Raw genomic sequence first — 19,277 nt, forward strand, 5'->3', positions numbered from 1 at the left:
GCTGTACCCGCGGGAGCAGCAGTTCATTTCGAACTGCTGCTCCCGCAGTGTTTTCCGGGGTTTGAAGGTCTGTCCCCGCCGCCTCGCAGTGTCCACATCGGAGGTTCCATGGCCCGCCTGTTCGGCACAGACGGAGTACGCGGTCTCGCCAACGCCGATCTCACCCCCGAGCTCGCGATGTCCGTCGCCGCCGCGGCGGCGCGGGTGCTCGCCGAGCACGACCGCTCCCACCGCCCCGTCGCCGTCGTCGGCCGCGACCCCAGGGCGAGCAGCGAGATGCTCGACGCCGCCGTCACCGCCGGTCTCACCTCGGCCGGTGCGGACGTGCTGCGCGTCGGCGCGCTGCCCACACCCGCCGTCGCGCACCTGGTCGCCGCACTCGGCGCCGACATCGGCGTGATGATCTCCGCGTCGCACAACGCGATGCCGGACAACGGGATCAAGCTCTTCGCCGCCGGCGGCCACAAGCTGCCCGACGAGGTCGAGGACGAGATCGAGCAGCACATGGGCGCCGGTTTCGACCGCCCCACCGGTGCCGCGATCGGCCGGGTGCGCGACGTGCCCGACGCCGAGACCCAGTACGTCGAGCACCTGCTCAAGGTCACACCGCACCGCCTCGACGGCCTCAAGGTCGTGGTGGACTGCGCGAACGGTGCCGCGTCGGTGGCCGCACCGGACGCGTACCGCCGCGCCGGCGCCGAGGTGATCGCGATCAACGCGACGCCGGACGGCCTGAACATCAACGACGGCTGTGGTTCCACTCACATCGACGTCGTCGCGGCCGCCGTCCGCGAGCACGGCGCCGACCTCGGCATCGCGCACGACGGCGACGCCGACCGCTGCCTCGCCGTGGACGCCGACGGCAACCCGGTCGACGGCGACCAGATCCTCGCGGTCCTCGCGCTCGCCATGCGCGACGCGGGCGAGCTGTTCGAGGACACGCTCGTCGCCACGGTGATGAGCAACCTGGGCCTGCACATCGCGATGCGCGAGTCGAAGATCACCCTGCGCACCACCGCCGTCGGCGACCGCTACGTGCTGCAGGACCTCAAGGCCGGCGGCTACTCGCTCGGGGGCGAGCAGTCCGGCCACGTCGTGCTGCCCGCGCACGCCACCACCGGCGACGGCCTGCTCACCGCGCTGCGCCTGATGGCCCGCATGGCCGAGACCGGCAAGTCCCTCGCGGACCTCGCCTCGGTGATGCGCCGCCTGCCGCAGGTCCTGATCAACGTGAAGGTCACCGACAAGGCGGCCGTGGCCAAGGCCGAATCGGTCAGCGAGGCCGTCGCGGCCGTCGAGGCCGAGCTCGGCGACACCGGCCGCGTGCTGCTGCGCCCGTCCGGCACCGAGCAGCTCGTGCGGGTGATGGTCGAGGCGACGAGCCACGAACAGGCGGAGTCGGCCGCGCAGCGCCTGGCCGGTGTGGTTTCCTCGGTGCACTGAGGACAAATGGGGGCTGGGAGATGACCGTGATGATGTTGCTCGTGCTCCTGGTGTTGCTGGGAGGCGCGGTGGCCGTCGTCATCGCCGTGGTCGCGACGTCGAAGCGGAAGCCCGCCCAGCCCCCGTTCCCGCCCGGCCACGGCTACCCGCAGCAGCCGTACCCGCCACAGGGATTCCCCCAGCAGGGGTTCCCGCAGCAGGGCCAGTACCCGGCCCAGGGGCACCACCCGCAGCCCGGGTTTCCGCAGCCCGGCCCCCAGCAGTCGCAGCCCGGCTTCCCGCCGCCCGGCCCCCAGCAGCCGTACCCGCCGCAGGGGTACCAGCAGTAGTCGCCGCCTCCCGGCGACCCGCCTGCCCGGCGCGACCGGTACCACCACCCGATCAGTGGTGATCATCAGCGTCTTGCGCCGAATGGCTGTTTACTAAGGCAACCGACATCGTCGAGCTCCGGTCAGCAGCAGATCCGAGCTGGCACTGTATGGCGGAACCCGATGAGACCGAATTGCGTCAGATCGGGGACAAGGGGAGGCGAGCGATGTCCGGGTTCGGCGTACAGTCCGGCGATTTGACCAAGACGGCGGGGACGTACGAGGCAGAGGGATCAGCCCTGATCCAGATGAAGGCCTCGGTGGTGCCGGGCGTGACAGCCGGGCAGGTCGGCCGCAAGTTCCAGGGCGTCGCCGCCCAGTACAAGACCTACTTCGACAAGTTCGGGACGAGCCTCGAGAAGTTCGGCAAAGAGGCGACCGGCATCGCCACGCGCCTGAAGGACGTCGCCAGGACGTACGAGTCGAACGAGGCCCAGACCTCGAGCCAGTTCAAGGGGTAACGAGTCGTGGCGGACCAGAACGAGATCAAGAAGCTCCTCGACGACCCGAACGTCACTCCGGAGACCAAGAAGCAACTCGTGCGCGCCCTCGCCGGCGCCGGCGCTCCCCAGGAAGAGGTCGAGCGCTACGGCAAGGCGAACGGGGTCGACGTCCCGGACGACCCGAGCTTCGGCGACCACGTGGTGGGCACGGTCCTCGCGCCGCTGACGCTGGGCTTCAGCGAGTCCAACAACATCCGCAAGGAGATCCAGCACGGCGCCTTCACAATGGAGGGCGAGGAGGCGGACGACCTCGTCAAGAAGGCGGGCGAGGAACGCGAGCTCGGTGCCACCCAGAAGGTGCTGAACGAGCAGGGCGACGTGCCGAACAGCAACACGCTGCTCGACGCCGGCGCCCCCGGTCTGCGCTTCTTCGAGAAGTTCATCCCGATCTACAGCAAGGCCGCGCCGGCCTGCGGTCACCAGGGTGCCGCGCCGAACCTCGAAGGCGACATCTACCGCAGGTACGACGAGGTCCGCGACATCGACTTCGCGAAGTTCCGCGAGGACGCGCACAAGATCACCGAGAACGTGAAGAAGGCGGAGGCGCACGACAACGCGCTCGGCTCCGCCTGGAACGGACTCGGCTCCTGGGAGGGCCCGGCGGCCCAGGCGGCGCGCGGGTACCACGACAAGTTCGCGACGACCTCGAAGTCGTTCGTGCAGCAGTCGGGCACGGCCCCCGGTGCGATCACCGGCGGCGTGGCCAACATGCAGAAGCACGTCAAGGAGTTCGCGCAGCAGATCCACGACCAGTACTCGGAGAAGTGCGGCGGTCTGACGGTCGAGGAGGCCGAGACCGCGATCCGCCACGCCAACGGCGACCTCTTCGAGAACGACGGCGGCATCCTCGACTGGCTCGGGGGCGTGCCGAACGCGCTCTTCGGCGGCGTGCTCGGCGCGGTCTGCGGTGGTCCGCTCGGCATGCTCGCCGGGCTGGGCTGGGGCAGCTGGATCTCGAGCACCCGCGAGAACATCATCAACAACGCCAAGCAGAAGCTGAAGGCGCTCTGCGAGGAGTTCGACAGCAAGAAGAAGGCCTTCGACGGCTACTGCCAGGCCGTGCAGACCGGTGTGCAGAGCGACTACGACGCGATGTTCAAGGGTCTCGAGGCCTCGTTCGGCAACGACCCGTTCGGCAAGGTCGGCGACCCGCCCCCGTTCACCGAGCAGGGCGGCAACCGCAAGCCCGTCGACAACGGCGGTGGCGGCGGCACCCCGAGCGGTGGCGGCAGCCCCAGTGGTGGCGGCTCCCCGAGCGGCGGCGGTGGTGGCGGTGGCACGCCGGAGATCCCGAAGCCGGAGAACCCGCTCGACAAGGACGGCGACGGCAAGCCGGACGTCCCCGGTGACACCGACGGTGACGGCAAGCCCGACGACCTCGACGGCGACGGCAAGCCCGACCAGCCGAAGCCCGAGGAGGAGCTCGAGACCGTCACGGTCACGGCCGGCGACAACACGATCAAGGTCACGGAGCCCGACTCGAACGGGCACGTGAAGATGACGATCGACACGCCGAAGGGCGAGCCGAAGACCTACGACCTCGACTTCAGCAAGAACCCCGAGGCCGCGAAGGCCCTGATGGGCCAGAACGGCACGCAGGCCATCACCGCGATGGCCAACCAGCTCACCGGGTCGACCCCGACGGCGGCCGGGCAGACGCCTGCCGCCGGTGGCGCTCCCGCACCCGGTGGTGGCGCGGCGCCGGGCGGGACCGGACCGCTCGGCTCGGAGTCGAACCCGATCCCCGTCGAGGTCGGCGAGGACGGCAAGATCCACATCGAGCAGGACGGCGTCAACTTCACGGCCGAGGTGAACACCGAGACCGGTGAGATCAACCTGACCGCGGACAACGGCGACGGCACGCCCGACAAGATCGGCATCGGCTTCGGTGAGGACGAGAACCCCGCCGCGCAGACGCCCGGCGGCGAGTCCGGCGGCCCCGGCGGTGGTGGAGGTGCCGACGGCGGCAGGCTCGAGGACGGCCTGCGCACGCCGGAGGCCGACTTCCCGCAGGCCGTGGCGGACGGCGTCACGACGATGCCCGCCGAGGCCGACGTCCGGCCGATGCCCGCCGAGGCCGGTTTCCAGCCGATGCCCGCCCCGTCCGGCGAGCAGGTCTGGAGCGCGCCGGGCGAGGCCGCGCCGAACGTGGGCGAGCGCTTCCAGGAGTCCATGGCCCGCAGCTACGTCGAGGACAACGGCATCATGCCGAGCCTCGGCGAGTCCCGGACCCCGGCCGAGTCCCCGCAGTTCGCGCAGGCCTCGGACAGCACCACGACGTCCGGTGTCTCCTTCACCGGCGGCGCGGGCGGCAGCGCCGAGTCCGTGCTCGGCGGTTCGAACGCCGACAGCGCGTGGAACAGCCCCAACTCCGGTGACAGCAGCGGTGGTTCGTTCGACACGAACGCGTCCGAGGCCGGTCAGCCGGGCTCCGCGAACCTCCCGTCCCTGCAGGACGGCAGTGGTCAGGGGCCGAGCGGTGCGGCCTCCGGCGGCATGATGGGTGGCGGCGGCATGATGGGCGGCGGCATGGCCGGTGCCGGAGCGGGCGGCCAGCAGGGCGGCGACTCCGAGCGCGGTGCCAGCCAGTGGCGCACGACGGGAACGTTGTTCGACGAGGACAACAGCAACCCGTTGAGCGCCATGCAGACCACGCTGGGTGAAGACCGAGGAGAGGCCGCCAACCCATGGCGATGATCGGGGAAGTGGACCCGCGCGTCCAGGCGCTCTACGACGACAACCTCGCCAAGACCCGCCGGGCCACCGCCGAGGTCTCGGCGGAGCTCAAGGCGGGCCAGGACCGGGTGGCCGCGGACATCGCGGCCCGCGAGGAGAAGCAGCAGCGCGACCAGACCGCCGCGCGCGAGGCCGCCGAGAACATCGTCAAGCAGGGCGAGAAGCAGCAGCCGCGCAAGCCGCAGTGGGACCGTCCCGACCGCGGCACGGGCGAGATGGCGTTCGGCCCGGAGGACGACGACGGTGGCTACGTGCCGCCGCCACAACAGCACCAGCAGGCACCGGCGGCCGTTCCGCCGCCTCCGCCACCGCCTCCGGTCGCGCCGCCCCCGCCGGTCCACCGGCGTCGTCCGGCACCGGTCGACGACGATGACGACCTGAGCGGCCAGACCTGGCTGTCCTGAACGGTTCTGAACGGCGAAGGCCCGCGTCCACACCGGACGCGGGCCTTCGTCGTGTCGCCGTCAGCGCTTGAGCAGGGCTTCGCGCTGGAACACCAGGTTCGCGTTCTTCAGGTCGCTGTCGAGCAGCTCGTCGTAGGTCCGGTCCCCGGTCAGCACCCGCAGCAGGAACGCCGTCACGAACGCGCGCCCGAGCTTCTGCGAGCCCCGCTCGGAGCTGCCGTCCAGCATGAGCTCGCTCCAGTGCCGCCCCTCGGTGAACCCGAGGTGCGACGCCTTGGGCAGCAGCCGCAGCTGCACCGGGCCGCCCCACGCCTGCGCGATCGCCTCCGCGTGCCCGACCGGCGGCGCGATGCGGTCCTCGCCCGCCGCGAGGTGCAGTCCGGGAACGCCGACCTCGCGGGCCGCGTCCAGGGCGGACGGGCGCGTCTCCGTTGCGGCCAAAGTCACAACGGCCCGGACCCGGTCCGAACCGGACGCCGCGAGCACCGCCGCGCCGCCGCCCATCGAGTGCCCGGCGAGGGCGAGCTTGCCAGGGTCGACGCTGATCTCACCGGTGCCGAGCCGGACGCCGGTGGAGATGTCCAAAGTGGTCAGCAGGTTCGCGGCGAGCACCCGGGACGACAGCAGCGGGCCGCGCTCCACGGCCGGTGCCGCGGCGACCACGCCCCAGGACGCCAGGTGGCGCAAAAGGCCGTGGTAGCGCCGCACGGGCTGCATCCAGCCGTGCCCGAGAGCGACGGCGGGCAGACCCAGGCCGGACTGCGGCGTGAAGATCACGCCCGGCAGGCCTACGAGCGCGAGGTCGCCGCGCAGCACGGGGTGCGGGCCGGGCCTGCTGAGCTGCTCGAGAGCCTGTTTCGCGGTCAGCGTGATCACGCGGCGAGCCATGGGGAGAACCGTAGTCGATCCTGTCGCGCACACCACACCCGAGATTGGTCTACACCACTCGTGTCCCTGACCTGCGGTGACGTAGCTCGCTCACTCATTAGGGTTAGTGGCGTGGTCTAGCTAGTCTGTTTCCCGTGTGCGGAATCGTGGGATACGTGGGTCACCAGTCGGCACTCGACGTGGTGCTGGACGGGCTGAGGCGCCTCGAGTACCGGGGTTACGACTCGGCGGGCGTCGCGGTCGTGACAGGCGACGACCTCGCCGTCGAACGCAAGGCCGGACGGCTGCAGAACCTGGAGACGCTGCTCGACGAGGTGGGTCGCGAGAACTTCGTGGGCACCGTCGGCATGGGGCACACGCGGTGGGCGACGCACGGCGCGCCGATCGACCGGAACTCGCACCCGCACCGCGACACGACGAACCGTGTCGCCGTGGTGCACAACGGCATCATCGAGAACTTCCTCGCCCTGCGCTCCGAGCTCGAGGGCCTCGGCGTCGAGATGACGTCCGACACCGACACCGAGACGGTCGCGCACCTCGTGTCCTTCGCCTACGCGGACGGCGACACGAAGGGCGACCTGGTCGCCAGCGTGCGCAAGGTCGTGAACCGCCTGGAGGGCGCGTTCACCCTCGTCTTCACGCACGCCGACGAGCCGGACACGGTCGTCGCCGCGCGCCGCAACTCGCCGCTGGTCGTCGGCGTCGGCGACAACGAGTACTTCGTCGCGAGCGACGTGGCCGCGTTCATCGCGCACACCAAGGAGGCCGTCGAGCTGGGCCAGGACCAGATGGTCGTGCTGACCCGCTCCGGCTACGAGGTCACCGACTTCGACGGCGTGCCCGCGCAGGCCAAGCCGTTCACGGTCAACTGGGACCTCAGCGCCGCCGAGAAGGGCGGCCACGAGTACTTCATGCTCAAGGAGATCGAGGAGCAGCCGGAGGCGCTCGCGAACACCTTGCGCGGCCACTTCGCGAACGGCCGGATCGTCCTCGACGAGCAGCGGTTGAGCGACCAGGACCTGCGCGACGTCGACAAGGTCTTCGTCATCGCCTGTGGTTCGGCCTACCACTCCGGTCTCGTCGCGAAGTACGCGATCGAGCACTGGACCCGCCTGCCCGTCGAGGTCGAGCTGGCCTCCGAGTTCCGCTACCGCGACCCGGTGCTCGACCGCGACACGCTCGTCGTCGCCGTGTCGCAGTCCGGCGAGACCGCGGACACGCTGGAGGCCGTGCGCCACGCCCGTGCGCAGAAGGCCCGCGTCCTGGCCGTCTGCAACACCAACGGCGCGCAGATCCCGCGCGAGTCCGACGCCGTGCTCTACACGCACGCCGGCCCGGAGATCGGTGTCGCGTCGACGAAGGCGTTCCTCGCCCAGATCGCCGCGAACTACCTGGTCGGCCTGGCCCTCGCGCAGGCCCGCGGCACCAAGTACCCGGACGAGGTCGCCCGCGAGTTCCACGAGCTGGAGGCCATGCCCGAGGCCGTGCGGCGCGTGCTCGGCACCATCGACCAGGTCAAGGCGCTCGGTCGCGAGCTCGCGGACTCGAAGGCGGTGCTGTTCCTCGGCCGCCACGTCGGCTACCCGGTGGCCCTCGAAGGTGCTCTGAAGCTCAAGGAGCTCGCGTACATGCACGCCGAGGGTTTCGCGGCGGGCGAGCTCAAGCACGGCCCGATCGCGCTGATCGAGGAGGGTCTCCCGGTCGTCGTCGTCATGCCGTCGCCGAAGGGCCGTGCCGTCCTGCACTCGAAGCTGGTGTCGAACATCAGCGAGATCCAGGCCCGCGGCGCCCGCACGATCGTGATCGCCGAGGAGGGCGACGAGACCGTGCGCCCGTTCGCCGACCACCTGATCGAGATCCCGGCGGTCCCGACGCTGCTGCAGCCGCTGATCTCGACGATCCCGCTGCAGGTGCTCGCGGCCGAGATCGCGACCGCCCGCGGCTACGACGTCGACAAGCCTCGCAACCTGGCGAAGTCCGTTACCGTCGAGTGAGTGAGAGGCGTCTGGCACACCGAACGCGTCAAGTCCGCTGAAGAGGAGCTCATGGCGGTAGTCCCGCCGGGCTCGTTGATGCGCAAGGCCGCGTTCGGTGTGGCCACCCACGCCCTGAGGCTCTTGGCCGGACGACGTCGCGTCACGTTGCTTGTCGGTGCGGGCAACAACGGCGGTGACGCCCTGTGGGCCGGCTACTTCCTGCGCCGTCGCGGTGTCGCGGTGTCCGCCGTGCTGCTGAACCCCGAGAAGGCGCACGCCGAGGGGCTTGCGGCCTTCCGCCGGGCCGGCGGCCGCATCGTCACGGACGTCGGCACGCCGGACCTGGTGATCGACGGCATCGTGGGCCTCTCCGCCCGAGGCCCGTTGCGTCCCGAGGCGGCCGAACTGGTGGCGTCGGTGAAGACGCCGATCCTGGCCGTCGACCTGCCGTCCGGCATCGACCCGGACACCGGCGAGATCTCCGGCCCGCACGTCCGCGCGCACACCACCGTCACGTTCGGCTGCCTGAAGCCGGTCCACGCCCTGGCGGACTGCGGCGAGGTCCACCTGGTCGACATCGGCCTGAGGCCGGCGGACCCGGACTTCGTCCTGCTCGACCGCGCGGACGTCAGGTGGCCGGTGCCGGGCCCGTCCGACGACAAGTACACCCAGGGCGTCACGGGCGTGGCCGCCGGCAGCTCCACCTACCCCGGCGCCGCCGTGCTCTCCACGGGCGCCGCCGTCCTCGCGACCTCGGGCATGGTCCGCTACGCCGGTCCCGCCGCGGACGCCATCCGCGCCCGCTGGCCCGAGACGATCTGCACGGGTTCGATCACCGACGCGGGCCGCGTCCAGGCCTGGGTCGTCGGCCCCGGCATGGGCACCGGCCCGTCGTCCGCCGAGGTCCTGCGGGCCGTGCTGGACGCGGGAGTCCCGACGATCGCCGACGCGGACGCCATCACGTTGCTCGCGTCGAACCCGTCGCTGTGGGACGCCCGCGACCCCGACGCGCCCCTGGTCCTCACCCCGCACGACCGCGAGTTCGAACGCCTGGCCGGCCCGGTGGGCGCGGATCGCGTCGCCGCGGCCAGGAAGGCGGCCCAGCGGTTCGACGCCGTGGTGCTGCTGAAGGGGCACCGGACCGTGGTGGCCGCTCCGGACGGACGGGCGCTGGTGAACTCGGCGACGTCGTCGTGGCCCGCGACGGCCGGGTCCGGCGACGTGCTGTCGGGGATGATCGGCGCACTGCTGGCGAGCGGGCTGGACCCGTTCCTGGCGGCGGGCTACGCGGCGTACGCGCACGTGCTGGCGGCGGAGTTGGGGGCGGACGGCGCGCCGGTGCCCGCGTCGGGGCTGATGGCGGCGATCCCGGACGCGATCCGCGCGATCAGGGGGCGCTAGACCGCGGCCTGGCGGGCCGCCGTACCGGCGGTCGTCGCCAGGTCCCCGCTTCGCGCTCGGCGAAACGCGGGCGGGTGTGCGAGCTGTGCCATAGTCCCTGTTCCTGCCCGCCATGGCACGATTGACGGGTTATGGCCCGATCAGAAGTTGTCGTCGACCTGGGCGCGCTGCGGCACAACGTCGCCCTGCTCGCCGGTCTCGCGCCGTCCTCCGAGACCATGGCCGTCGTCAAGGCGGACGGGTACGGCCACGGCGCCGTCCAGGTGGCCCGAGCCGCCCTCGAAGCCGGTGCGACCTGGCTCGGTTCCTGCAGCACGCAGGAAGCCCTCGCGTTGCGCGCGGCTGGCATCCAGTCCCCGATCCTCGCCTGGCTCGACGCCCCGGACGAGGACCTCGCCGCGGGCCTCGCCGCCGACGTGGACATGGCCGTGTCCTCGCTGAGCGACCTGCGCCGGATCGAGGCCGCGGCCGAGGAGGCCGACGCCCGTCCCCGGCTCCACCTGAAGATCGACACGGGCCTGAGCCGCAACGGGTGCCAGCCCAGGGACTGGCCGGAGCTGGTCGAGCAGGCGAGCAGGCACGAGGTCGTGGCCATCTGGTCGCACCTCGCGTCCGCCGACGAGATCGGCGACCCGTCGATCGACCTGCAGGCCAAGCGGTTCGACGACGCCTACGAGGTCGCGAAGGCGCACGGCCTCGACCCCAAGCGGCACATCGCGAACTCCGCGGCCCTGCTGACCAGGCCCGACCTGCACTTCGACATCGTCAGGCCCGGCATCGCGATCTACGGCCTGAATCCCGTGCCGACCGACCACGACCTCCGGCCCGTCATGAGCTACCGGTCGCACGTGGCGCTCACGAAACGTATCCCCGCAGGGGAGTCCGTCTCCTACGGGATGACATGGACCGCGCCGAAGGACACGACGCTGGCACTGGTGCCGGCCGGGTATGCGGACGGTGTCCCGCGGGCGCTCTCCGGCCGGATGGAGGTGCTCCTGGACGGGAGGCGCCGCCCGGTGGTGGGGCGTGTCTGCATGGACCAGATCGTCGTGGACTGCGGGGACGACGAGATCGCGGAGGGTGCCGAGGTCGTCCTGTTCGGCGACGGGAGCCGGGGGGAGCCGACGGCGACGGAGTGGGCGGAGCTGACCGGGACGATCGACTACGAGATCGTCTGCGGGATGTACCGGCCGCGGGTGCGGAGGATCTACACGTGAAGCCGGTGTGGAAGGTCGTCGGGTGGGTCGGTGGCGCGGTCGGTGCCGTCGTCGCCGGTGCCGCCGTCGCGCAGACCGCGAAGGTCTCGCACGAGCGCAAGACCGCGTCCGACAGCCTCGCCGACGAACCGCTCGGACAGCTGCGGCCCGACCGCGAGTCGACGGTGGCGGCCGAGGACGGCGTGCCGATCTCCGTCGAGGAGGTCGACCCCGCCGACGGCGGCGAGCCGGACATCACGGTCGTGCTGGTGCACGGGTTCGCGCTGGACCGCCGCTGCTGGCACTTCCAGCGCCGCGACCTCGCCGAGCTGATCGACCCGCGCGTCCACCAGGTCCTCTACGACCAGCGCAGCCACGGCCGTTCGGGACGGTCGTCGGCCGAGAACAGCACGATCGACCAGCTCGCGCTCGACCTCGACTCGGTGATCAGGGCCATCGCGCCGGAGGGGCCGCTGGTGCTCGTCGGCCACTCCATGGGCGGCATGACGATCATGGCGCTGGCCGAGAAGCACCCGGAGCTCTTCGAGGAACGGGTGCGCGGCGTCGCGCTGGTCGGCACGGCCGCCGGAGCCGTGGGCGGCGCGGGTCTGCCGAAGTCCGTGCTGTCGCGCTACAACCCCGTGACGCTCGGCGTCGGCCGGCTCGCCGGGGTGCAGCCGGGGCTCGTCGAGTGGGTGCGCAAGAGCGCGAAGAGCCTCACCTGGAGCGGTATCCGCATGGGGGCGTTCGGCGACCGCAAGGTGGCACCGTCCCTCGTGGACCTGATGGAGCAGATGATCAACGGGACCACGGTGAAGGTGCTCACCGAGTTCCTGGAGACCCTCGGCACGCACGACCGCTACAAGGCGCTCGCGGGTCTGCGGCACTGCGAGGTGCTGATCCTGAGCGGCGACGCGGACAAGCTCACGCCGTTCTCGCACGCCGAGCGGATGGCCGAGGAGATGCCCCACGCCACCCTCGTCCGGGCCCCCGGTGCCGGGCACATGGTGATGATGGAGCAGGCTGATCTCGTCAACGACCACCTGGTCGCGCTGATCGAACGGTGCGCGACCGATCGCGGAGGAAATCGGAAGAAGTGGTGGCGCCGAGCGTGAAGACCGTCGAACTGCCCCTGGTGACCGACACCGAGGAGTTCGGCCGCAAGCTGGGTGAACTCGTCCGCGCGGGCGACCTCCTGTTGCTCGCGGGGCCCCTGGGTGCCGGGAAGACGGCGTTCGTGCGCGGGCTGGCGCGCGGCATGGGCGTGCAGGGCCGGGTGTCCTCGCCGACGTTCGTCGTCGCGCGCGTGCACGAGCCGGAGCAGGCGGGCGGCGTGCGGCTGGTGCACGTCGACGCGTACCGGCTCGGGGGTCACCTGGACGAGTTGGACGACCTCGACCTGGACACCGACCTGGTCGACGCCGTGGTCGCCGTCGAGTGGGGAGAGGGCGTCGCGGAACGCCTGAACGAAGATCATCTCCTGATCCGCCTCGAACGCGGAATCGACGACGTTCGCACAGCTCAGCTCGTTCCGCACGGCGAATGGGTCGACCGTCCCCTGCCTGTGTGACGATTTCTGGCGCATCGGGTGATGTCCATTAAGGACAGAGCGTGACCGGCCGATGAACCCCGCATGATCAAGAAGACGCTCTTCGCAACCGCAGTCATCGGCGGTGCGCTGCTCGCGGCCGCTGCTCCCGCTTCCGCCGGCGAGCACGACCGCCACGACGGTGGCATCAGCGTTGCCGACAACCTCTGCGCCGCGCCGTGGCAGTGGAACGGCCCGGCCTCGCTGCTGCACGAGGGTCACGCCCCCGGCTACGCCGCGTGCAACGACAACCACGCCGCCGGTGGTCACGGCATCAGCGTGCTGAACAACGCGTGCGTCGCGCCGTGGCAGTGGAACGGCCCGCTCGAGATCTTCACGGTCGACCACTCGCCGTCGTACGTCGCCTGCAACGGCAACACGTCCGGCCGCTAGGTCACTGACGTCGACGGCCGGCCGAACGAGCCCGTCGGTCGGCCGTCGGCAGTCCTCTCAGGACAGCTCTCGTTTGAGGACCTTGCCCATCTCGTTGCGCGGCAAGGCTTGCAGGTACCGCACCACCCGCGGCCGCTTGTGCGGCGACAGCAACCTCGCGACGTGGTCGCTCAGGGCCGATGGTTCCGGCGCTTCGCCCGCTGGAACCACCCAGGCCACGATCCGCTCGCCCAGGTCGTCATCAGGCTCGCCCGTCACCGCCACCTCGGCCACCGCCGGGTGCTCCAGCAGGGCGTTCTCGATCTCGCCCGCGCCGATCTTGTAGCCGCCGCTCTTGATCAGGTCCGTGGCCCGCCGCCCGACGATGCGCACGTACCCGTCGGGGTCGCGCACCGCCATGTCGCCGGTCCGGAACCACCCGTCCCGGAACGCCGCCTCGGTCGCGTCGGGACGGTTGAGGTACTCCAGGAACAGGTTCGGTCCGCGCACCTCGATCTCGCCGATCGCACCGTCCCCGACGACGTGGCCCCGCTCGTCCACCACCTGGACCTCGACACCGTCTACCGGCAGCCCGACCGCACCCGGCCGGCGATCGCCGTCGAACCGCACGCTGACGTTCATCAGCGTCTCGCTCATCCCGTACCGCTCGACGATGCCCTGCCCGGTCGCCCGCGCGATCCGCTCGTGGTCGCTCGCGGGCAGCGCCGCACTCCCGGACACCAGCAGGCGGGCACTCCGGAACCGGTTGGCAAGCTCGCGGCTGTTCTCCACGGCCTCGGCGATGCGGTGGTACATCGTCGGGACGCCGAACATCATCGTGGCGCCGGTCGCGAGCTCGTCGCCGATCGCCTCGGGTGAGAACTTCACGTGCCGCACCGACCCGCCGAGGCGCAGCGGGCCGAGGATCCCGATGCCCAGGCCGTGCACGTGGAACAGCGGCAGCCCGTGCACCAGCACGTCGTCGGCGGTCCACTGCCACGCCTTCGCCAGCGCGTCGACGTTCGAGGTCAGCGCCCGCCGCGGCAGCACCACGCCCTTCGGCGGGCCGGTCGTGCCGGAGGTGTAGATGACCAGCGCCGGCGTCTCGGGGCCGGGCTCGTCGAACGTCCCGGCGTCGCCGAACACCAGTGGTTCGTCGCGGAGCACCAGGTTAGGCCGGCTGTCGGAGAGGATGTGCTCCAGTTCGCGCTCGCCGAGCTTGGGGTTGAGCGGCACGATCGCGACGCCCGCGAGCAGTCCGGCTACGACGGACACACAGGTCTCCGGCGTCGAGGTCGCCCAAACCGCTACCCGAGTCTTGCCCTTCAGTCGCGATGCCAGAGTGCCTGCGGCCTGGTGCAACTCGGCGTACGTCAGAGACTTCTCACCGAAGCGCAACGCCTCGCGGTCACTCGGTTCAGCGAACATCCCCCTAGCGTCCAACGTGGGGCTAGAGGACGCATCGGAAGTGTGCGTTCAGACACGTACTACTCTGGACAATCGTGCTAGTGCTCGCCGTCGACACGGCCACCCCCGCAGTCACCGCCGGTGTGGTCGAACTCGTGCCCGACTCCCCGCCGCGCCTGCTCGCGAAGCGGGTGACGCTCAACGCCAAGGCGCACGGCGAGCTGCTCACCCCGCACATCAGCGATGCCCTGCAGGAAGCCGGCAAGACCTACGCCGACCTCGACGCGATCGTCGTCGGCGCCGGCCCCGGCCCGTTCACCGGCCTGCGGGTCGGCCTCGCCACCGCCGCCGCGCTCGGCCAGGCGCTGAACCGCCCGGTCTACCCGGTCGCCACCACCGACGCCATCGCGAAGGACGCCGCCAGCGGTCACCCGCTGCTCGTCGCGACCGACGCGCGGCGCAAGGAGGTCTACTGGGCCGCCTACGACGCCGCCGGCCGCCGCACGGACGGCCCGCACGTCGAGCGCCCGCAGGACCTCGCCGAGAAGCTGCCCGCGATGGGCGTGCACCAGGCGACGGGCGAGGGCGCCGAGATCTACGCCGAGGTCCTCGGTCTGGAGACGCTGGCAGCCAGGCACCCGAGCCCGGAGGGCCTGGTCGCCGCCGCGGCCGCCGAGGTGCTCGCGAAGGCCCGCCCGGCCGCCCTCACCCCGCTCTACCTGCGCCGGCCCGACGCCGTCGAGCCCACCGGGCGCAAGCGGGTGACCAGGGCATGACCACCGGCACCGTCACGCTCGCGCCTCTGCAGCACGCCGACGTGCCCAAGTGCCACGAGATCGAACTGGCGTTGTTCCCCGGTGACGACCCGTGGAGCGAGCACGCGTTCCACACCGAGCTCGACAACGGCAACTACTACGTGGGCGCGTACGCGGACGGTGAGCTGATCGGCTACGCCGGGCTCGCCGCCGGTCCGCACGAGGCCAGCGTGCACACCATCGCCGTCATCGGGCACTGGCAGGGCAGGGGCGTCGGCAAGACGCTGCTGAAGGACCTGCTGGCCCGCGTCGACGAGATCGGCGTGCCGGTCTACCTCGAGGTCCGCACGGACAACGAGCCCGCGATCGCGATGTACAAGGCGCACGGCTTCGAGCAACTCGGCCTGCGCCGCCGCTACTACCAGCCGTCGGGTGCCGACGCGTACACGATGGGAAGGCCAGCTCAGCATGTCTGACCGCTTGATCCTGGGCATCGAGAGCTCGTGCGACGAGACGGGCTTCGGCATCGTCCGCCTCGGTCCGGACGGCTCGCTCGAACTGCTCGCCGACGAGGTCGCCTCGAGCGTCGAGGAGCACGCGCGCTTCGGCGGCGTCGTGCCCGAGGTCGCCTCGCGCGCCCACCTCGAGGCCCTCGTGCCGACCATGCGCCGGGCGCTCGACGCCGCGCAGGTCGAGCTCTCGCAGATCCACTCCATCGCCGTCACCGCGGGTCCCGGCCTCGCCGGCGCGCTGCTGGTCGGCGTGTCCGCCGCGAAGGCGTACGCGGCCGCGCTCGACAAGCCGCTCTACGGCGTGAACCACCTCGCGGGCCACGTCGCCGCGGACACGCTGCAGCACGGCCCGTTGCCCCAGCGCTGCCTCGCGCTGCTGGTCTCCGGCGGCCACTCGCAGCTGCTGCTGATCGAGGGCGGCCTCGCGAACTCGATCACCGAGATCGGCTCCACGGTGGACGACGCCGCGGGTGAGGCGTACGACAAGGTCGCGCGGCTGCTCGACCTGCCCTACCCCGGTGGCCCGCCCATCGACAAGCTCGCCAAGCAGGGCAACGGGTGCGCGATCGCGTTCCCGCGCGGTCTCACCGGCCCGCGCGACGCGAAGTACGACTTCTCGTTCTCCGGCCTGAAGACCTCGGTCGCCCGCTGGGTCGAACGCGCCGAGCGCGCCGGCGAGGAGATCCCGCTGGCCGACGTCGCCGCGTCGTTCCAGGAGGCCGTCGCGGACGTGCTGACCGCCAAGGCGATCCGGGCCGCGAAGGACCTGGACGTCGGCACGCTCGTCATCTCCGGTGGAGTCGCGGCGAACTCGCGCCTGAGCGGACTCGCGGCCGAGCGCTGCGCCGAGGCCGGCATCGAGCTGCGCGTGCCCCGGCCGCGGCTGTGCACCGACAACGGCGCGATGATCGCCGCGCTCGGTGCCCACCTGGTCGCGGCGGGCGCCAAGCCGTCCCCGATGGACCTCTCGACGACGCCCGGTCTGCCCGTGAACACGGTGCAGATACTCTGACGCCATTCCTGGGCGGACCTGAATCTTGGAGTAAGCGGTGAGCGCTGAACCCATGCGCACGATCACGTACCTGTTCCCGATCTACAACGAGGGCGGGAACATCGATCTGCTGCACAAGACGGTCTCCGAGGTCGTCAAGCCGCTCGAGGACCGGTACCGGGTCAACTTCATCTACGTCAACGACGGCAGCCGCGACAACTCGCTGGACCTGCTCAACGCCGTCGCGGACGCCGACGACCGGGTCACCGTCATCGACCTGGCGCGCAACTTCGGTCACCAGCTCGCCGTGACCGCGGGGCTCGACCTCGCGGACGCCGACGCCGTGATCATCATGGACAGCGACATGCAGGACCCGCCCGCGGTCAGCCTCGAGCTGATCGAGAAGTGGGAGCAGGGCTACGAGGTCGTCTACGCCCAGCGCCGCTCGCGCCAGGACACGGCGTTCAAGAAGGCCACCGCGCGGGCGTTCTACTGGTTCCTGCGCAAGGTCGCGGACATCGACATCCCGGAGAACACCGGCGACTTCCGCCTGATCGACCGCAAGGTCGTCGAGGAGCTGCGCAAGTTCCGCGAGCACAACCGGTTCCTGCGCGGCCTCGTCAGCTTCATCGGCTTCAAGCAGACCGCCGTCCAGTTCGACCGCGACAAGCGGCACGCGGGCGTCACCGGCTACCCGCTGCGCAAGATGCTGCGGTTCGCCGCGGACGGCATCGTCGGCTTCTCCGCCGCACCGCTGAAGCTGATCTCGAAGGTCGGCTACTTCATCTCGATGCTCGCGTTCCTCGGCATCTGCTACGTCGTCGGCGTGAAGCTGTTCCTGCCGGACACCGCCGTCCCCGGTTGGGCGTTCATCACCAGCGCCGTGTTCTTCCTCGGCGGCATCCAGCTGATCATGCTGGGCGTGCTCGGCAGCTACATCGGCCGCATCTACACGGAGGTGCAGGCGCGGCCGCTCTACAGCGTGGCCTCGGTGCGCACCGCGACGGCCGTGCCGGTGCCGAACGACGCCAGGGCCCTCGCGCCGTGAAGCGGCTGCTGAGCGCCCAGCAACTGCGCTTCGCCCTGGTCGGCATCGGCAACACCCTCGTCGACCTGGTCGGCTACACGGTGCTGTTCGCGCTCGGCACGCCGCTGGTGATCGCGAACCTGATCTCGACGACGATGGGCATGGCGCTCAGCTTCACGCTCAACCGCAGCTTCACGTTCCGCGCGTCGGGCGGCGGCGCCGTCCGGCAGATCGTGCTGTTCGTGCTGGTCACGGGCATCGGCCTGTGGGTCATCCAGCCGCTGATGATCATGGCGACGCGCGGTCTTTTCTCCGGTCTGCCCGAGACCCTCGCCATCGCGGCGCCCAAGTTCGCGGGCATCTGCGTCGCACTCGTCTGGAACTACGTGCTCTACAGCAAGCTCGTGTTCCGCCCGGCAGAGCCGGTTGAAGAGCCTGCAAAGGAACCCGTTCATGACTGACACCGCGATCCGCGAGCCGGAGGTCGTCGCCGACGAGACGACCCGACCCGCTCCCCGGTGGAAGACCGCGCTGACGGGCGACTTCGCGAAGGTCTTCCTCCTGGTGTTCGCCTGGCAGGTCTTCATGACCGTGCTCGGCCGCGTCCTCGAACCACTGCTGCCGATCTTCGAGGGCACGCCGATCTCGTCGCGGTCGGTCGACACGCTGCTGTCGCACACGCACCGCTGGGACGCCGAGAACTTCACCGGCATCGCCGAGGGCACGGCGTACCAGAACGTGCCGACGTCGCAGGCGTTCTACCCGGTCTTCCCGCTGTTCGTGTGGCTCGTGAAGATGGCGTTCTTCGCCAAGATCGGGACGCTCGCCGCGGGCATCATCGTGAACACGGTCGCCACCTGGCTCGGCGCGGTGGCGCTGCTCAAGATCGCCAGGACGTTCCTGACCGGCGAGCGCGCTCCGTGGCTCGTCGTGATGCTGATGCTGACCTGGCCGTCGGCGTACTTCCTGCACGCGTTCTACAGCGAGGCCGTGTTCATCGCCCTCGGCTTCTGGGCGTACCTCTTCGCGCTGCGCCGGCAGTGGGTCTTCATGGGCCTGTGCCTGATGCCGCTGACCGGCGTGCGGATCACCGCCGTGCTGTTCGTCGGCCTGTGCTTCCTGGAGTTCTGGCGCAGCAAGGAGTGGAAGTTCCGCGGCCTGCTGTCGTGGCACCTGCTGTGGTTCCCGGCGAGCGCGGTGGGCTTCCTGGGCTTCGCGCTGTACCTGAAGATCCTGGTCGGCGACCCGCTGGGCATGACGTCGGCGTACGAGAAGGCCCCTGCCTGGTCGTACCACAAGTTCAACCCGAACATCTTCGGCACGCTCTGGAACGAGTTCCAGATCTCGATCAACAACCTGACCATCCCCGCCGAGCTCACCGCGTGGAACCTGACGAACCACGTCATCCCGTTCGCCGGCATGGTCCTGCTGATCGCAGGCTCGATCTACCTGCTGGCGGTGCGGCGCAACGAACTGGTGCCGGTCGCGCTGTTCGGGTTCGCCTCGACGGTCATGCTCACGCTGAACGGCAACCTGGTGTCCGTGCACCGGTACCTGCTGCCGTGCTTCGGCATCTACCTCGCGCTGGTGCTGCTCGGGCAGCGCGTGGCCGCGTTGAAGCCGGCGACGTACGTGGTCATGTACTCAGGCCTGGTCGTGCAGACCCTGATGTACCTGATGTTCGTGTCGGGCAACTGGTCCGGCTGATCT

19 protein-coding genes are annotated in these 19,277 nt (G+C 70.7%); 17 read left to right on the forward strand and 2 right to left on the reverse strand.

Annotated elements, in window-relative coordinates:
- The first annotated feature begins 108 nt into the window (after positions 1 to 108).
- From glmM to ABZX02_RS23190, 5 genes are all read left to right on the forward strand, one after another.
- Entirely contained in the window at positions 109 to 1,443 is a 1,335-nt protein-coding gene (glmM, locus tag ABZX02_RS23170) for a phosphoglucosamine mutase (protein WP_355300648.1), read from the forward strand.
- A 20-nt stretch (positions 1,444 to 1,463) separates the two neighbouring features.
- A complete protein-coding gene (locus ABZX02_RS23175) occupies positions 1,464 to 1,772 on the forward strand; it encodes a hypothetical protein (protein ID WP_355300649.1) in 309 nt (102 codons plus the stop codon).
- Positions 1,773 to 2,008: 236 nt separating this feature from the next.
- Positions 2,009 to 2,272, forward strand: a complete 264-nt coding sequence (locus ABZX02_RS23180) for a hypothetical protein (protein ID WP_355300650.1) — start codon at positions 2,009 to 2,011, stop codon at positions 2,270 to 2,272.
- A 6-nt stretch (positions 2,273 to 2,278) separates the two neighbouring features.
- Entirely contained in the window at positions 2,279 to 5,011 is a 2,733-nt protein-coding gene (locus tag ABZX02_RS23185; protein ID WP_355300651.1) for a hypothetical protein, read from the forward strand.
- Positions 5,002 to 5,454 carry a hypothetical protein gene (locus ABZX02_RS23190; RefSeq protein ID WP_355300652.1) on the forward strand — a complete coding sequence of 151 codons (453 nt, stop codon included), beginning with the start codon at positions 5,002 to 5,004 and terminating at the stop codon, positions 5,452 to 5,454. The genes ABZX02_RS23185 and ABZX02_RS23190 overlap by 10 nt, the downstream gene beginning before the upstream one ends.
- A gap of 60 nt (positions 5,455 to 5,514) precedes the next feature.
- Here ABZX02_RS23190 and ABZX02_RS23195 read toward each other — a convergent pair whose 3' ends face one another.
- The gene (locus ABZX02_RS23195; protein ID WP_355300653.1) at positions 5,515 to 6,342 is read right to left on the reverse strand and encodes a dienelactone hydrolase family protein; all 828 of its coding nucleotides are present in this window, start codon (positions 6,340 to 6,342) and stop codon (positions 5,515 to 5,517) included.
- Between the two features lie 134 nt (positions 6,343 to 6,476).
- Between ABZX02_RS23195 and glmS the strand changes: the two genes are divergently transcribed.
- From glmS to ABZX02_RS23225, 6 genes are all read left to right on the forward strand, one after another.
- Complete coding sequence (gene glmS / locus ABZX02_RS23200) at positions 6,477 to 8,336, forward strand: glutamine--fructose-6-phosphate transaminase (isomerizing) (RefSeq protein WP_355300654.1); 1,860 nt, start codon at positions 6,477 to 6,479, stop codon at positions 8,334 to 8,336.
- On the forward strand, positions 8,337 to 9,719 hold the full coding sequence (locus ABZX02_RS23205; protein WP_355300655.1) for an NAD(P)H-hydrate dehydratase: 1,383 nt from the start codon (positions 8,337 to 8,339) through the stop codon (positions 9,717 to 9,719). It begins immediately after the preceding gene.
- A 131-nt stretch (positions 9,720 to 9,850) separates the two neighbouring features.
- Positions 9,851 to 10,936 carry an alanine racemase gene (gene alr / locus ABZX02_RS23210; RefSeq protein ID WP_355300656.1) on the forward strand — a complete coding sequence of 362 codons (1,086 nt, stop codon included), beginning with the start codon at positions 9,851 to 9,853 and terminating at the stop codon, positions 10,934 to 10,936.
- Positions 10,933 to 12,030, forward strand: coding sequence for an alpha/beta hydrolase (locus tag ABZX02_RS23215; RefSeq protein ID WP_355300657.1), 1,098 nt, complete (start codon positions 10,933 to 10,935; stop codon positions 12,028 to 12,030). The genes alr and ABZX02_RS23215 overlap by 4 nt, the downstream gene beginning before the upstream one ends.
- A complete protein-coding gene (gene tsaE, locus ABZX02_RS23220; protein ID WP_355300658.1) occupies positions 12,027 to 12,485 on the forward strand; it encodes a tRNA (adenosine(37)-N6)-threonylcarbamoyltransferase complex ATPase subunit type 1 TsaE in 459 nt (152 codons plus the stop codon). The genes ABZX02_RS23215 and tsaE overlap by 4 nt, the downstream gene beginning before the upstream one ends.
- Positions 12,486 to 12,548: 63 nt before the next feature.
- Positions 12,549 to 12,896, forward strand: coding sequence for a hypothetical protein (locus ABZX02_RS23225; protein ID WP_355300659.1), 348 nt, complete (start codon positions 12,549 to 12,551; stop codon positions 12,894 to 12,896).
- Positions 12,897 to 12,953: 57 nt separating this feature from the next.
- On the opposite strand, the gene ABZX02_RS23230 is transcribed toward ABZX02_RS23225, so the two are convergent.
- Complete coding sequence (locus tag ABZX02_RS23230; protein WP_355300660.1) at positions 12,954 to 14,303, reverse strand: acyl-CoA synthetase; 1,350 nt, start codon at positions 14,301 to 14,303, stop codon at positions 12,954 to 12,956.
- Positions 14,304 to 14,377: 74 nt separating this feature from the next.
- Between ABZX02_RS23230 and tsaB the strand changes: the two genes are divergently transcribed.
- The 6 genes from tsaB to ABZX02_RS23260 are packed head-to-tail and all read left to right on the forward strand — an operon-like array spanning position 14,378 to position 19,274.
- On the forward strand, positions 14,378 to 15,058 hold the full coding sequence (gene tsaB / locus ABZX02_RS23235; RefSeq protein WP_355300661.1) for a tRNA (adenosine(37)-N6)-threonylcarbamoyltransferase complex dimerization subunit type 1 TsaB: 681 nt from the start codon (positions 14,378 to 14,380) through the stop codon (positions 15,056 to 15,058).
- The gene (gene rimI / locus ABZX02_RS23240) at positions 15,055 to 15,513 is read left to right on the forward strand and encodes a ribosomal protein S18-alanine N-acetyltransferase (RefSeq protein ID WP_355300662.1); all 459 of its coding nucleotides are present in this window, start codon (positions 15,055 to 15,057) and stop codon (positions 15,511 to 15,513) included. Before tsaB ends, rimI begins: the two co-directional genes overlap by 4 nt.
- Positions 15,506 to 16,561 (forward strand): tRNA (adenosine(37)-N6)-threonylcarbamoyltransferase complex transferase subunit TsaD, encoded by a 1,056-nt coding sequence (gene tsaD / locus ABZX02_RS23245; RefSeq protein ID WP_355300663.1) that lies wholly within the window; start codon positions 15,506 to 15,508, stop codon positions 16,559 to 16,561. Before rimI ends, tsaD begins: the two co-directional genes overlap by 8 nt.
- A gap of 37 nt (positions 16,562 to 16,598) precedes the next feature.
- Complete coding sequence (locus ABZX02_RS23250; protein WP_355300664.1) at positions 16,599 to 17,588, forward strand: glycosyltransferase family 2 protein; 990 nt, start codon at positions 16,599 to 16,601, stop codon at positions 17,586 to 17,588.
- On the forward strand, positions 17,585 to 18,028 hold the full coding sequence (locus ABZX02_RS23255; RefSeq protein ID WP_355300665.1) for a GtrA family protein: 444 nt from the start codon (positions 17,585 to 17,587) through the stop codon (positions 18,026 to 18,028). The genes ABZX02_RS23250 and ABZX02_RS23255 overlap by 4 nt, the downstream gene beginning before the upstream one ends.
- On the forward strand, positions 18,021 to 19,274 hold the full coding sequence (locus tag ABZX02_RS23260; protein WP_355300666.1) for a hypothetical protein: 1,254 nt from the start codon (positions 18,021 to 18,023) through the stop codon (positions 19,272 to 19,274). The genes ABZX02_RS23255 and ABZX02_RS23260 overlap by 8 nt, the downstream gene beginning before the upstream one ends.
- The last annotated feature ends 3 nt before the right edge of the window (positions 19,275 to 19,277 follow it).

Origin of the sequence: Lentzea sp. NPDC003310, assembly GCF_040610935.1 — a bacterium.
GTDB lineage: Bacteria > Actinomycetota > Actinomycetes > Mycobacteriales > Pseudonocardiaceae > Lentzea.

Coding starts and splice junctions, on each gene's coding strand:
- ABZX02_RS23230 (WP_355300660.1), bottom strand. CDS start 14,303: ATGTTCGCTGAACCGAGTGACCGCGAGGCGTTGCGCTTCGGTGAGAAG.
- tsaD (WP_355300663.1), top strand. CDS start 15,506: ATGTCTGACCGCTTGATCCTGGGCATCGAGAGCTCGTGCGACGAGACG.
- ABZX02_RS23225 (WP_355300659.1), top strand. CDS start 12,549: ATGATCAAGAAGACGCTCTTCGCAACCGCAGTCATCGGCGGTGCGCTG.
- ABZX02_RS23260 (WP_355300666.1), top strand. CDS start 18,021: ATGACTGACACCGCGATCCGCGAGCCGGAGGTCGTCGCCGACGAGACG.
- ABZX02_RS23175 (WP_355300649.1), top strand. CDS start 1,464: ATGACCGTGATGATGTTGCTCGTGCTCCTGGTGTTGCTGGGAGGCGCG.
- ABZX02_RS23195 (WP_355300653.1), bottom strand. CDS start 6,342: ATGGCTCGCCGCGTGATCACGCTGACCGCGAAACAGGCTCTCGAGCAG.
- alr (WP_355300656.1), top strand. CDS start 9,851: ATGGCCCGATCAGAAGTTGTCGTCGACCTGGGCGCGCTGCGGCACAAC.
- rimI (WP_355300662.1), top strand. CDS start 15,055: ATGACCACCGGCACCGTCACGCTCGCGCCTCTGCAGCACGCCGACGTG.
- ABZX02_RS23190 (WP_355300652.1), top strand. CDS start 5,002: ATGGCGATGATCGGGGAAGTGGACCCGCGCGTCCAGGCGCTCTACGAC.
- glmM (WP_355300648.1), top strand. CDS start 109: ATGGCCCGCCTGTTCGGCACAGACGGAGTACGCGGTCTCGCCAACGCC.